The 13,129-nt window shown below is 70.2% G+C and carries 11 protein-coding genes; 6 read left to right on the top strand and 5 right to left on the bottom strand.

Annotation, left to right across the window (positions count from 1 at the left end; all coding sequences use genetic code 11):
• The first annotated feature begins 94 nt into the window (after nucleotides 1-94).
• Nucleotides 95-697, top strand: a complete 603-nt coding sequence (locus tag EOINJALH_RS09025; RefSeq protein ID WP_088280024.1) for a hypothetical protein — start codon at nucleotides 95-97, stop codon at nucleotides 695-697.
• 53 nt (nucleotides 698-750) lie between these two features.
• On the opposite strand, the gene EOINJALH_RS09020 is transcribed toward EOINJALH_RS09025, so the two are convergent.
• Nucleotides 751-2,406, bottom strand: a complete 1,656-nt coding sequence (locus tag EOINJALH_RS09020) for an aminotransferase class III-fold pyridoxal phosphate-dependent enzyme (protein WP_088280023.1) — start codon at nucleotides 2,404-2,406, stop codon at nucleotides 751-753.
• 53 nt (nucleotides 2,407-2,459) lie between these two features.
• Between EOINJALH_RS09020 and asd the strand changes: the two genes are divergently transcribed.
• Entirely contained in the window at nucleotides 2,460-3,419 is a 960-nt protein-coding gene (gene asd / locus EOINJALH_RS09015; RefSeq protein ID WP_088280022.1) for an archaetidylserine decarboxylase, read from the top strand.
• A 34-nt stretch (nucleotides 3,420-3,453) separates the two neighbouring features.
• On the opposite strand, the gene EOINJALH_RS09010 is transcribed toward asd, so the two are convergent.
• Entirely contained in the window at nucleotides 3,454-3,798 is a 345-nt protein-coding gene (locus tag EOINJALH_RS09010; protein ID WP_234413738.1) for a hypothetical protein, read from the bottom strand.
• 554 nt (nucleotides 3,799-4,352) lie between these two features.
• Here EOINJALH_RS09010 and EOINJALH_RS09005 point away from each other — a divergent pair.
• Nucleotides 4,353-4,739, top strand: a complete 387-nt coding sequence (locus tag EOINJALH_RS09005; RefSeq protein ID WP_088280020.1) for a hypothetical protein — start codon at nucleotides 4,353-4,355, stop codon at nucleotides 4,737-4,739.
• 103 nt (nucleotides 4,740-4,842) lie between these two features.
• Here EOINJALH_RS09005 and EOINJALH_RS09000 read toward each other — a convergent pair whose 3' ends face one another.
• Complete coding sequence (locus EOINJALH_RS09000; protein WP_234413737.1) at nucleotides 4,843-6,444, bottom strand: CHAD domain-containing protein; 1,602 nt, start codon at nucleotides 6,442-6,444, stop codon at nucleotides 4,843-4,845.
• A gap of 259 nt (nucleotides 6,445-6,703) precedes the next feature.
• Between EOINJALH_RS09000 and EOINJALH_RS08995 the strand changes: the two genes are divergently transcribed.
• Nucleotides 6,704-6,964, top strand: a complete 261-nt coding sequence (locus EOINJALH_RS08995; RefSeq protein WP_088280018.1) for a hypothetical protein — start codon at nucleotides 6,704-6,706, stop codon at nucleotides 6,962-6,964.
• A gap of 5 nt (nucleotides 6,965-6,969) precedes the next feature.
• On the opposite strand, the gene EOINJALH_RS08990 is transcribed toward EOINJALH_RS08995, so the two are convergent.
• Complete coding sequence (locus EOINJALH_RS08990; protein WP_088280017.1) at nucleotides 6,970-8,175, bottom strand: acyl-CoA dehydrogenase family protein; 1,206 nt, start codon at nucleotides 8,173-8,175, stop codon at nucleotides 6,970-6,972.
• Between the two features lie 202 nt (nucleotides 8,176-8,377).
• Nucleotides 8,378-8,803, bottom strand: coding sequence for a bacteriohemerythrin (locus tag EOINJALH_RS31655; RefSeq protein WP_158219704.1), 426 nt, complete (start codon nucleotides 8,801-8,803; stop codon nucleotides 8,378-8,380).
• Between the two features lie 339 nt (nucleotides 8,804-9,142).
• Between EOINJALH_RS31655 and EOINJALH_RS08980 the strand changes: the two genes are divergently transcribed.
• Both EOINJALH_RS08980 and EOINJALH_RS08975 read left to right on the top strand, forming a co-directional pair.
• On the top strand, nucleotides 9,143-10,114 hold the full coding sequence (locus tag EOINJALH_RS08980) for a cation diffusion facilitator family transporter (RefSeq protein ID WP_088280015.1): 972 nt from the start codon (nucleotides 9,143-9,145) through the stop codon (nucleotides 10,112-10,114).
• Entirely contained in the window at nucleotides 10,111-12,636 is a 2,526-nt protein-coding gene (locus EOINJALH_RS08975; RefSeq protein ID WP_234413736.1) for a cation-translocating P-type ATPase, read from the top strand. The genes EOINJALH_RS08980 and EOINJALH_RS08975 overlap by 4 nt, the downstream gene beginning before the upstream one ends.
• Nucleotides 12,637-13,129 lie beyond the last annotated feature (493 nt).

The following is a 13,129-nucleotide window of genomic DNA, read 5'->3' as shown; positions in this document are numbered from 1 at the left end:
GCTCCGTGTCCCGATGATGCGGCCGCACCGTCACCGAATCTTCATCGTGCGCCGTCATCATGCCGCCACACATCGACATCGACCAGGAGGCCACGTGAACACATTCCTCGACGCCCTCGAGGTGCAGCGCTGGGACGACCACCGCTACTACCACCACAGCCGAATCAACCAGACGCTGCACCTGGTCAGCGCGATCTCCTTCGTCGTGGCCTATGGCCTGCTGTTCGTGGACCCGGCCACCGCCGCGCTGCTGGCCTGGGGCGTGTCGATGAGCACGCGCCAGGCCGGCCACTTCTTCTTCGAGCCGCGCGGCTACGACACCGTCAATCAGGCCACGCACGAGCACAAGGAGGCGATCAAGGTGGGCTACAACCTGCAGCGCAAGCGCGTGCTGATGGCCGCCTGGGCGCTGGCGCCGGTGGCGCTGGCCGTCGATCCGTCGCTGGGCGGCACGATCGAGCCGAGCACGACGGTCTCGGCCTGGCTGCACGACCTGGGCATGGCCTGGCTGGTCCTCGGCATCGGCGGCCTTGTCTTCCGCGTGCTGCAGCTGTTCGTGCTGAAGGACGTGCGCACGGGCCTGGTGTGGATGGCCAAGATCCTGACCGACCCGTTCCACGACATCCAGCTCTACCACCGCGCGCCGCTGGCCCTGCTGCGGGGCGAACTGCTCGACCCGATGCACCACGCGCGCTGACGCCGGTGTCGCCTTCCCCAGGCCGCCAGCGGCCTGCAGTGCCGACCCAACGATCAGCGGCGCAAGCGCCGGGCCAGCATCTCGCGCAGCAGGCCCCGCCGGATGGCCCGGTTGGTCAGCGCCGGGTCGTGCCACCACCAGCCGTCCTCGCGCATCGCGCGGGCCGCGGCCACGAAGCGCGCGGCCACCGCATCGAAGTCGGCGTCGCCGTAGTTCAGGCTGAAGATCAGGCGCCCGGTGCCGACCCAGCTCAGTGCCAGGCCTTCGGCCCGCAGGTAGAACTGCAGCATCCAGTTGTAGCGCGAGGGCTGCGTGTAGGTCACCGTCCAGATCGTCGACAGGTGGGCCACGCGCACCGGCAGGTCATCGGCGGCGAGCATCGCGTTCAGCTGCTCGGCGCGGCGGTTCCAGCGCTCGTCGAGCCCGTCGTAGACGGCCTGCGTGTCGGGGTGGTCGAGGTGCTCCAGGAACACCTGCATCGCGCCCATCACGTAGGGGTGCGAGTTGAAGGTGCCCCGCGCAAAGCACAGGTCGGCAGGCCGCTCGTCGCGGTAGCGTTTCATCAGGTCGGCGCGGCCGCAGACCACGCCCACCGGCAGCCCGCCACCCAGTGTCTTGCCGTAGGTGACCATGTCGGCGCGCACCCCGAAGTACTCCTGGGCGCCGCCCGGTGCCAGGCGGAAGCCGACGAACACCTCGTCGAAGATCAGCACGATGCCGCGCTCGGTGCACACCTGGCGCAACTGCTGCAGCCAGCGGGCATAGGCGGCGCGGTCGAACCGGGCGCTGCGCGCGCTGTCCACCAGCGTCGAATCTCCGGGCGCGCCGGCGTTGGGGTGCAGCGCCTGCAGCGGGTTGACCAGCACGCAGGCGATGTCGCGCCGGGTGCGCAGCACGCGCAGCGAATCGGCGTGCATGTCCTTCAGGGTGTAGGTCTCGCGCGGCGGCAAGGGGTTGCCGGGGCCGGGCTGAACGTCCTCCCACCATCCGTGGTAGGCACCGCAGAAGCGCACCAGGTGGCTGCGCCGCGTGTGATAGCGCGCCAGCCGCACCGCCTGCATCACCGCCTCGGTGCCGGACATGTGGAACGACACCTCGTCCAGCCCCGAGAGGCGCCGCAGCCGCGCCGCATTCGAGGCCACGCAAGGGTGGTAGCTGCCCAGCACCGGGCCCAGCGCCTGCACGCGGGCGCTGCCCTCGGCGATGCAGTGCTTGTAGACATCGACACCGAACACGTTGACGCCGTACGACCCGGTGAGATCGTAGAAGGTGTTGCCGTCCAGGTCGGTCAACGTCACCCCGCTGGCCGACTGCATGAAGGCGCCGATGCGCAGATGCCGGCGCAACACCTCGCCATACTGGAACGGCACGCGGTAGCGGCCGGTGAACTGCAGGTCGGAGATGCCGGGTGCCGCGTCGGTCGTGAGCGCCAGCGTGCGCGCGAAGCGCTGGGCATACAGCGCCGACAGCCGATCCAGCCCGGCGCGGCGACGCGCGATTGCCTCCGGAGGCGCGCCGTCGGAGCCGAAGAACTGCGCCTCGTCGTAGAAGTAGCCCGGGATCAGCGCGGCCACGCGCTTGGCCATGCGCGAGTGGCCGCCCAGCGAGCGGTGCTTGGCGCGAGACAGCTGAAGCCGGCGCCAGGCCATCGGTGTGCAGGCGGCTGCGGCGGCCAGCGCGGCGGCGGCCAGGGCGAAGGTGGGGTTCATGGGCGATCGGAAGTCTCGGTGCCCGAGGTGTACGACGCGACTGCGACAAGGCGATGACCCCCAGACACCTGCTCCGCCGATGGTTGCAACAGGAGGACCTCAACTTCCTGCTCACCAACCGCGTGCCGCGCCTGCTGCTGACCCGCCTGATGGGCTGGTACAGCCAGATCCGCAGCCCGCTGCTGACGCGGTGCTCGATCGCCGTCTGGCGCCTGTTCACCCCGCTGGACCTGGGCGAGGCCCGGCAGCAGCGCTTCGACAGCCTGCACGACTGCTTCGTGCGCGAGTTGACGCCAGGCGCCCGCACCGTCGACCCCGACGCCGATGCGATGACCAGCCCCTGCGACGGCATCGTTGGTGCCTGCGGCCGGGTGGAGGGCACCACGGTCTACCAGGCCAAGGGCTTCCCGTACTCCTTGCACGACCTCTTCGGCGCCTACGGCATGGCCGAACCCTACCGCGATGGCCGCTACGTGACCTTGCGGCTCACCTCGAGCATGTACCACCGCTTCCATGCGCCGCACGATGGCCGTGTCGAACACGTCACCTACCACAGCGGCGACACCTGGAACGTCAACCCGATCGCGCTGCGCCGCGTCGAGCGCCTGTTCTGCCGCAACGAGCGCGCCGTGCTGCACCTGCGCCTGGCGCGGGGCCATCAGCCGGTGGCGCTGGTGCCGGTGGCGGCCATCCTGGTGGCCAGCATCCGGCTGCACTTCCTGGACGTGCTGCTGCACCTGAAGTACCGCGGCCCGAACCAGATGCCCTGCGACGCCCGCTTCACCAAGGGCCAGGAACTGGGTTGGTTCCAGCACGGTTCCACGATCATCGTCTTCGCGCCGAAAGGCTTCACGCTGTGCGACGGGATAGAGCCCGGCGCGCGGGTGAGGATGGGCGAGCGCCTGATGTGGGTGCCCGCCGAGGGTCCTCGGCGCCAGCCTGGCGGGGAATCGGCCGGCGCGGCCGATGGGCCGCCGTCCCGGGGCGCATCGACGGCGCCGTCGGCGACCTGATTCGGCCCGGCCACGCCGGCCTGGCCAGGCGGGTTCAGTGGCCCTTCTTCGGCCGGCCGACCTTCACCGGTTCGAGCTGGCCCAGCGCGGCCACCAGCGTGGGCGTGTCCATCGCCGCCAGTGCATGCAGGCCGGCGCGCAGCAACTCGCTCTTTCGCGTCTCGCGCTGCGCGGACATCGCGCGTGCCTTGAGCGTGCCGATCAGCGCAAAGTCGGCCTCGGGCATCGTGAAGCCGTCGCGCACCGGCTTCACCCGCAGCTTGGGTGCCTTCGGTGCCTTCGACGCCTTGGCCACCTTGCCGGCCTTGGGCGGCTTCGCAGCCTTCGGCGCCTGGTCGGCCACGGTGGGCTGCGAGGCAGGGGTGGGCTCGACGGGCATCGGGGCGGTGCCGACGCCGCCTGGAGAGGCGGGGCGCCGTGCGCTGCGGGTCTTGACCGGGGCGGCCTTGGCGGGCGCAGCGGCCCTGGCGGGAGCGGTTGCAGCAGGGGTCTTTCGAGCAGCCATTCGGCATCTCCATTTGAATGATATAAATAGTTTATATTGTTGAAACGCTTTCGGCAATGCGCGCGGCTCGCGCTGCCGGCCCGCCCGACGGCGCCCTCGGATTCCCCGGATCCGGCCCCGCCGTCGCGCCGTTCGGGCGGCAGCCGACGCGCCGCCGGCACCCGGCAGACCCTCCCATGCCGACCGGTGCGTTGCGCGTCGGCGGACAACGGTCCGTCGCCAGAGGCGAGCCACGTCAAGTCCGCCGCCGAAAAGCTGAAGCCGGCGGGTCGCCGCGGACTACACTTGCCATCAGGCTGCACCGCCACCCATCGGGGCTGCGGGCCACGTCAGCGGCACCTGGCTTCTCACAGCCAGGTTCGATTCGCGACCAGAGCGTGGTTGCCGCGCAGTGACATGCGGTGGCGCAACCAACGAGGAGATCCCTCATGAACTCGGGTGACCAGCACGCGGATGCTCCGTCGACCGCCCGGCTGCTCGACGAACTGGCCCGCCATGCCAACGACCTGGACGGCTTCCCGGTGGCGGCGCTGCTCGCCTCCTGGCCCGACGGCCGCGTCGGCACGCCGGCCCTCATGCAGCGGGTGCTGTCGCATTGGCTGACCCACATCGACCGCCAGTTGGTCGAGTTTCCGGCCGCCTACACGGACACGCTGTCGGCCATGCGGCAAAGGTTGACCGACACCCGTGCGGCCATCTGCAGCCTGATGGCCGTGGCCGCTCAGGTGTCGCGTCAGGATGAGCCGAAGGCCGCCGAGATCGCGCCCACCGTGGCGCCGCGCGCTGCCGAGGCGACACCCGCGCCGGTGCATTGACCGGTTCCGAGGGCAGAGGGCGGCATCGGGCGCCCCGACAAGAGGCCCGCTGCCCTGCGCCCAGCCACGCCGAGCGCCGCGCTCGTCAGCGTGCGCCGGCGCCTCAGCGCCGCGGCGGGTCGACCTTGACCAGCCGGGCAAGCGCAGGCTCGACCCGCGCGCGCGCCGACGCGATGCGGGCCGTCAACCAGCCCAATGCAAACCACGCCGCGGGCTCGGCCCCCACCAGCGCCTGGTAGCGCGCCCGGGCCACGAACAGGTCGTTGAGCTCACCCATGCGCTCCTGAAGGTCGGCCAGGGCGATCAGGTAGCGGTCCACCGCGCGCCGGCGCAGGCCGGGCGCGAAGAACTCGACCGCGTAGCGTTGCCGCTTGATGCGCTTGCGCAGCGCATGCAGACTGGCCTCGTCGAGCCCATCGAAGGCCGCCCGATCGACCGCGAAGAGGGCTTGCCATCGGCGCAGCCGTCGCGCCGCATCGCGGTGGAAGGCGGCGGCCTGGTTCTTCGCCGACGGCTTGGCGTCGCCTTCCGCACCAGACGCGCGAGCGCGGGGTGGCGGGTCTGCCCGGCCCGGCCCGCGGCCCGCGGCGGTGCCTTCACCAACGCCCTCGCCCACGGCGGGCGCGGCATGGGCCGGCAGGGCCGCCCTCCAGGCGATCCAGCCGAGGAACATCTGCTGCGTCTCGGTCGATCGCAGGGCGGCCACGGGATCGAAGGTGTCGGCGACACCGGGCAGCGTCAGGGGTGGCGCGCCGACCTGGGCCAGTTCGGCCACCACGCCCTTGTCCATCACGTCGCCGTCGCGCGCACGGCCCAGCGTGGCGAACAGCCCGCGCAAGCCTGCCACCAGGGGCAGCGGTGGTGCCGGCACCCAGCCGCGGAAGCTGCGCGCGGCGCTGCGCAAGCGGCGGATGCCAACGCGCAGTTGGTGCAGGTGCTCGACCCGCTGCGCCGGATCGCCTTCGGCCAGCCCGATCGCGTTGCGCGTGATCTGCGAAAGGCACTCGTCCACCACCGTGCCATAGGCCTGCAACGCGTTTGCCGCGCCGGCATAGTCCGGCCGGGCGGCCTTGCGCACCACGGGGTACGGCGAACCCTCGGCCAGCCGATCGCCCCGTTCGGCCTTGCTGCGCGGGTCGTAGACCAGTCCGAAGCGCTTTCTCCACCGCTCCACCAGCGCCAACATCGCGACGACGGATCCGGAGACGAGCTCGAACTCGATCTCGCGGATCGTGGCGGTCGCCCCCGACGACATCAGCCGCCCTTCGTCGAAGGCGATCTCGACGACGGCGCCGCGCGTGCGGACTCGGCGCGACGTGCGCCGAACCTGGGTCTGGAAGCGCACCCGGGGCTCGACGCCATCGGCGCGCGCCTGGCGCAGCAGTGCAAGCAGGCGGTCGCCCACCGGCGTGCCGGCGTGCGCCGACGCGTCGTGGGTGGCGTCGGGCCGGACCACCTCGTGCTCGAAGCGCTCGAGCGCATTGGCACCGCCAGCCTTCAGGGCCTGGACCCACCGGCGGCCTTCGCGGCGCAGGCGCCAGGCCATGCCCGCACGCGCCAGACGGCGATCGTCGGTGTCGAGGTACATCGCCGCCAGCGTCGTGCGCTCAGGTGGTGCGGCGCCACGCGCCATCTCGGCGGCGACGGCCGCCCGCGCGGCGGCGGGGACCAGGAACTTCAGCTCGACCTCGAGGGCATTCGTCACGTGGGGGTTCGACCGGACCGAGTGCCGACTGTACCCGTCGGCGCAATGCCCGTCGCAATGTCCGCCGCAGTGGCCGTGCGGCGCCGAAGGGGCTTGCGTTCGGGGTCGCCCAGGCCGCGACAGCTGGCCGACAGGGGGCTGAAATGCCCGACCTTCCACACTCTTTTCGCCCTCACCGCGTCGGGCCCCATGGCTCAATGCACCGCGGCACGGGGTCGATAACCAGTCAGGGCCTGTTCCGGGCCCATCAGGAGGCACCATGCTGAGGTTCGGAGAATCGATTCGCCTGACGGAGCTCGACCGTGAGCTGTTTGCCCGGGTTGCCGCCTCCGAATGGGACGCGCCCACCTCGGTGGGCGACTACAACCGGCGGCTGGAGTTGGCCACCAAGATGTGGAGCGGCGGCACCTCGCCCGGGGCCCTGCTGCTGGCCCAGATGGCCCGCGACCTGATGCTCGACCCCGCCGACCCGGCCGACGTGCTGGGCAATCGCCCGATCGGGCCGACCCTGTCGTCCTGAACGCACTATCCGTACTTGCGCAGTTCGAGCCGGCCGATCTGCTGGCGATGGACCTCGTCGGGCCCGTCGGCCAGCCGCAGCACGCGCGCCATGGCATAGGCATGCGCCAGGCCGAAGTCGTTGCTGGTGCCCCCGCCGCCATGCGCCTGGATCGACCAGTCGATCACCCTGGCGGCCATCTGCGGCACCGCCACCTTGATCATCGCGATCTCGGTGCGGGCCACCTTGTTGCCCACCGTGTCCATGCGGTGCGCGGCGTTCAGCGTCAACAGGCGCGACTGCTCGATCAGGATGCGCGATTCGGCGATGCGCTCCACCGTGACGCCCTGCTCGGCCACCGTCTTGCCGAAGGCCACGCGGCCCAGCGAGCGGCGGCACATGCGCTCCAGCGCACGTTCGGCCAGGCCGATCAGCCGCATGCAGTGGTGGATGCGGCCCGGTCCCAGCCGGCCCTGGGCGATCTCGAAGCCGCGGCCTTCGCCCAGCAGCATGTTCGACACCGGCACGCGCACGTTCTCGAAGCGCACCTCGGAGGCGCGGTCGGGCATGCCGTAGAAGCCGAACACCGGCAGCGCCCGCACCACGGTGACACCGGGCGTGTCCATCGGCACCAGGATCATCGACTGCTGCCGGTGGCGATCGGGTGAATCCGGATCGGTCTTGCCCATGAAGATGGCGATGCGGCAGCGCGGGTCGGTGGCGTTGGTGGTGTACCACTTTTGGCCATTGACGACGTAGTCGTCGCCGTCGCGCACGATCGACGACGCGATGTTGGTGGCGTCGCTGGAGGCCACCCCCGGCTCGGTCATCGCGAAGCACGACCGGATCTCGCCGGCCAGCAGCGGCACCAGCCAGCGCGCCTGCTGCTCCGCCGTGCCGTAGCGCGCCAGCACCTCCATGTTGCCGGTGTCCGGCGCCGAGCAGTTGAAGACCTCGGGCGCCAGGAACGAGCGTCCCATGATCTCGCACAGCGGCGCGTACTCGAGGTTGCTCAGCCCCGCGCCGTGCCCGGACTCGGGCAGGAACAGGTTCCACAGCCCGGCCGCCCGTGCCTTCGGCTTGAGTTCCTCGATCACTGGGTGCACCTGCCACGGGCCCAGCGACTCGGCCTCGTTGGCGTGGCGCGGCTCGTTGGGGTAGATGTGCTCGTCCATGAACGCGGCAAGGCGGCGTTGCAGGTCCTGGACCTTGGCGGTGGGCTCGAAGGGCATGGCGGCCTCGTCGGGTGGGTTGGCATCAACCGCGACAGCGGCGCGGGACGGGGGCTCGACCACAGCCTTCGGTGGTGGCTGTGTTCACCGCGGCATTGGGCCGCGGATGTGCCGGGGCCGGGTGCCACCCGGCGCGGCGGTGCGACAGTGGTCGCGCGCGCAACGGCCGGGCCCGGCCATGCGCTGCGCCCGGGGATGCGGCCTACGCTGGCAGGTAATCGCGCATGCTGGCATCGTGCACGACGATGTGCTCGACGAGCCAGCGCTGCATCATGGCCAGCACTTCGGCGCGCGACACGGCCTTCAGCCGCATCAGGTCGAGGTTCAGGTCGGTGTACTGGGCGAGGATCTCGCTGTGCGAATGGACATGCGCCTCGATCTCGTCGGCCGGCATTCCCAGGCCGCGGATGAGTTGTTCTTCGAAGCGGAAGTGCGCGTCCAGCTGGCGCCCCAGCCGCGACAGCCCGTCTGAGAAGACCTCGGACGACGGCATCGCCTGCGTGGCGGCAATCAGGCGGTTGAGCTCGCTGATGAGCATGCGGTGCTGGGCGTCGACGACCGGCTCTCCCACATGCATCGAGGGGTCGAATACAACGAGGTCATGGGGCGTCTGCGGTGGCGGCGTCATGTCGTGTCGTGCCCTGCGCACGGCGGTCGTTTTCGGCAATGGTAAACCGGTCGCGCCGGGCCCACGGCGCCACCATCGAACGATGGCTCCTCGGACGGCCCACCCGTGTCCTGCGGGTGCGCCGATGCAGGGGGCACGATGACCGGTGGCCCATGGGCACCACGGTCGATGCGCCTGCGACCGATCGGGCGCCTTGACGGCCGGCCTGCGCCTCAAGCGCCGCTCGAATGCGGCAGCGCCGCCCGTCTGCGCTGTGTTAATCGTCCGCTCAGACTTGGCACGTAAGCTGCACATGCGGAACCTGCCACTTCGGCCCGCTCCAATCCCACGCACCGCGCCATGCCATTCTCGAATCTCCCTGAAGACTCCGAAGATCCAGATCACAGCCCAGCGCAACGGGCAGCGGCCGCCTCGCGCAGCACCTGGGTCAGCGTTGCCGTCAATCTGGTCTTGACCACCACCCAGATCGCCGCGGGCATCCTGACAAAGTCGCAGGGCCTGATCGCCGACGGCATCCACTCGCTGTCGGACCTGGTCGCAGACTTCGTCGTGCTGTTTGCCAACCACCACAGCCAGAAGGACGCAGACGCCGACCATCCCTACGGTCATCACCGCTTCGAGACGGCCGCGAGCCTGGTGCTGGGCGCGCTGCTGCTCGCGGTCGGACTGGGCATGCTGTGGTCCGCGTTCCTCAAGCTGGAGCAGCCGGAGACGGTGCAGAAGGTGCACGTGGCCGCGCTCTGGGTCGCGGGCGGCGCGCTGGTCGCCAAGGAACTGCTCTTCCGCTACATGCTGTCGGTGGCCAAGCGGGTCAAGTCGAGCATGCTGGTGGCCAACGCCTGGCATGCACGCTCCGACGCGGCCTCGTCGCTGGTGGTCGGCATCGGCATTGCCGGCAACCTCGCCGGCTACCCGATCCTGGATCCGATCGCGGCCGCCATCGTTGGCTTCATGGTGGCCAAGATGGGTTGGGAGTTCGGCTGGGATGCCATGCACGACCTGATGGACCGGTCGATCGACGACGCGGAGGTCGCCGCCATTCGTGGCACGCTCGAAGGAACGCCGGGCATTCAAGGCGTTCACGACATCCGCACGCGCAAGATGGGCGACATGATCGTGGCCGATGCCCACATCGAAGTGGACGCCGCGCTCAGCGTCGAAGCCGGGCATGACATCGCCGTCGAGGCGCGCAATCGCGTGATGCAGCGCCACCGCGTCCTCAACCTGATGACACACGTCGATCCCTGGCGGCGGCCCGACCTGGATCACGGCAGGGTCGTGCCGAAACCCGTGAACCCGAGCGCTGCTTGAACGCCGCAACCACGCCTGGACTGAGCGCAGCCGAGGCCAGCGACCGCCTGGCACGCGACGGGCCGAACGAACTGCCCGCCACGGCACGCCGAGGTGTATGGGGTCTGCTGCGGGACGTGGTGCTGGAGCCGATGTTCCTGCTGCTGGTGGCCTGCGGCGCCATCTATCTCGCGCTCGGCGATCGCCACGAAGCGCTGATGCTGCTGGGGTTCGTGCTGGTCGTCATCGCCATCACCTACGTGCAGAAGCGCCGCAGCGAGCAGTCCCTGGAAGCGTTGCGTGACCTGTCCAGCCCTCGCGCGCTGGTGGTTCGAGATGGCCAGTCGATTCGCGTCGCCGGCCGCGAGCTGGTCGTCGGGGACATCGTCTTGCTGGCCGAGGGCGATCGGGTGCCCGCCGATCTTGAATTGGTCGAGGCGTCGAACCTGTCGATCGACGAGTCGCTGCTGACCGGCGAGTCGGCGCCGGTGATGAAGCAGGCGGAAGGCTCTGCATCCGACGCCAACCCTGATGCTTGCAGGCAGGCTTTCTCGGGAACGCTGGTGACACAGGGCACGGGGCGAGGCATCGTGACGGCCACTGGCGAACGCAGTGCCCTGGGCCGCATCGGCGCCTCATTGCAGGCCATCTCGACGGACGCCACGCCCGTCCAGCGCGAGACGCAGCGCATCGTCACCTGGGTCGCGGCGATCGGGCTGAGCCTGGCGGCCGGGTTGGCCCTGGCGTGGGGACTGACACGCGGCGACTGGCTGCACGGATTGCTGGCCGGTCTCACGCTGGCGATGGCCATCCTGCCCGAGGAACTCCCCGTGGTGCTGACCATCTTCCTGGGCCTGGGTGCGTGGCGGCTCGCACGCGAAAGGGTGCTCACGCGCAGCATGCCGGCAGTCGAACTGCTTGGTGCGACGACAGTCCTGTGCGTCGACAAGACCGGCACCTTGACGATGAACCGGATGGCGGTCCGCAGGCTCTGGGCTGCCGACGCGGAACAGGTCCTGGACGGCGGCGCCTCGCCGGACCTTCCGGAAGCGCTGCACCCGGTGCTGGAGTACGCCGTCCTGGCGAGCCACCGCCGAGCCTTTGATCCGATGGAATCGGCCATCGGGGAGGCCGGTCAGCGCCAGCTCGCCGGCACCGAGCACCTGCATGGCAACTGGGCGTTGATCGACGACTACCCGCTGTCACCGCAACTGCTGGCGATGTCGCGTGTGTGGCAGTCGCCGGATCGCCAGGACCGGTTGGTGGCGGCGAAGGGCGCGCCAGAGGCCGTCATGGATCTCTGTCACCTCGACGCTGCACAGCACGCGCCGATCGCCCGGCAGGTCGAAGCGATGGCCAGGGAGGGTCTGCGCGTCCTGGCCGTCGCGCGTGCCATCTTCCCGTCCGGCACCCTGCCCGATGCGCAGCACGACTTCGACTTCGAGTTCATCGGCCTCGTGGCACTGGAGGACCCGGTGCGGCCGGACGTGCCGGCTGCCATTGCCGAGTGCCGGGCCGCGGGCATCCGGGTGGTGATGATCACCGGGGACCATCCGCAGACGGCGCTGTCCATCGGCAGGCAGGCCGGTCTCATCGCCGATGGCCATGCCGTGACCGGCCCCGAACTCGACCGATTGGACGACGCCGGCCTGGCGGCGCGCCTGGCCGACACCAACGTCTTCTGCCGCGTGCAGCCCGAGCAGAAGCTTCGGCTGGTGCAGGCGTTCCGGGCGCGCGGCGACGTGGTCGCCATGACGGGCGACGGCGTGAACGATGCGCCGGCGCTGAAGGCCGCCCACATCGGCGTGGCGATGGGTGCGCGCGGCACCGACGTCGCCCGCGAGGCCGCGGCCCTGGTGCTGCTCAACGATGACTTCGCGTCCCTGGTGACCGCCGTGCGTTACGGCCGTCGGGTGTTCGCCAATCTGCGCAAGGCCATCGCCTTCGTCGTCGCGGTGCACCTGCCGATCGTCGGCCTGTCCATTGTGCCGCTGGTGCTCGGCTGGCCCATGATGCTGATGCCGGTGCACATCCTGTTCCTGCAGCTGATCATCGACCCGGCCTGCTCCATCGTGTTCGAGGCCGAGCCACTGGAGCCCGAGGCGATGCGCGCGCCACCCCGGCGACCGGACGCACGCCTGTTCGATGCCCAGGTGCTGCTGCGCGGCTTCGTCCAGGGAAGCGGGCTGTTCGGCATCGTGCTCGTCGCCTACCTGGTCGCCCGATCGGCATCGGGCTCCGACGAGACGGCACGCGCGCTTGCCTTCACCGTGTTGGTCGTCAGCAGCCTGGCCCTGATCCACGTCAACAGGACATGGACCCGGCGTCGCGACGCCTCTCGTCCCTGGAATGCTGCCTTTGGCTGGATCGCGTCGGCCACTTGCGTGCTCTTGGTGCTGGTGCTGTGGGTGCCGGCGATCAGCGGCCTGTTCATGTTCACCACTCCGTCGGCGTCCCTGTTGCTGATCGGTGCGGCGCTCTGTCTCGGCGCGCTCGCGTGGTTCGAAGCCACCAAGTGGCTGTTGGGACAGTGGGCGCGCTGAAGTGACAGCGGTCAGGTCTCGTGTCGCGCGCGAGTGTCCGCCTGAACGAGTTCTCCGGGATGCCGGTTCCGGCTCAGGGGCATCGAGATGACGGCCATCAAGACCACCGGGACCAGGACGAGAAGGATCGCCCGATGAGGCGAGACAGGAAATGATGAAACCGGTCGCCAGCGATGAAGCGAGTCAGCCTGGCTGAGCGTCGACGAGGCGAACTGCCCATCAGCAGCCTGGCGCCACCGTCCGACGCGGTGCAGCGGGCGCCCGGGCTGGACCGCGGCATCGGGCGCGCCGCTCACTCGGGATATCCTCACCGACCGCCGGCCAGCCGCGGTGTCGAGCGGGTGCTGCCGCCGCCGTCGCGGCGCGACACGTGGCCCCGCCGCAACTTGCCCGGCCCTTTCCGCGAGACCGTGGCCCGCCAGTCCGCATGGCCCACGGTGTCCGCCCCCTGAACGCTCCAGCATCGACCCCGAGTTCCCATGTCCCTGCCCGC

It is taken from the genome of Ideonella sp. A 288 (assembly GCF_002198735.1).
Lineage (GTDB): Bacteria > Pseudomonadota > Gammaproteobacteria > Burkholderiales > Burkholderiaceae_C > Pseudaquabacterium.
Note: the sequence above shows the minus strand (reverse complement) of the source record. Positions and strands in the feature narration are given on the sequence as shown.

Excerpts from the sequence above, each read along its gene's own strand:
- EOINJALH_RS09020 (WP_088280023.1), bottom strand. The coding sequence starts at position 2,406 with ATGAACCCCACCTTCGCCCTGGCCGCCGCCGCGCTGGCCGCCGCAGCC.
- asd (WP_088280022.1), top strand. The coding sequence starts at position 2,460 with ATGACCCCCAGACACCTGCTCCGCCGATGGTTGCAACAGGAGGACCTC.
- EOINJALH_RS09010 (WP_234413738.1), bottom strand. The coding sequence starts at position 3,798 with ATGCCCGTCGAGCCCACCCCTGCCTCGCAGCCCACCGTGGCCGACCAG.
- EOINJALH_RS09005 (WP_088280020.1), top strand. The coding sequence starts at position 4,353 with ATGAACTCGGGTGACCAGCACGCGGATGCTCCGTCGACCGCCCGGCTG.
- EOINJALH_RS08995 (WP_088280018.1), top strand. The coding sequence starts at position 6,704 with ATGCTGAGGTTCGGAGAATCGATTCGCCTGACGGAGCTCGACCGTGAG.
- EOINJALH_RS08990 (WP_088280017.1), bottom strand. The coding sequence starts at position 8,175 with ATGCCCTTCGAGCCCACCGCCAAGGTCCAGGACCTGCAACGCCGCCTT.
- EOINJALH_RS31655 (WP_158219704.1), bottom strand. The coding sequence starts at position 8,803 with ATGACGCCGCCACCGCAGACGCCCCATGACCTCGTTGTATTCGACCCC.
- EOINJALH_RS08980 (WP_088280015.1), top strand. The coding sequence starts at position 9,143 with ATGCCATTCTCGAATCTCCCTGAAGACTCCGAAGATCCAGATCACAGC.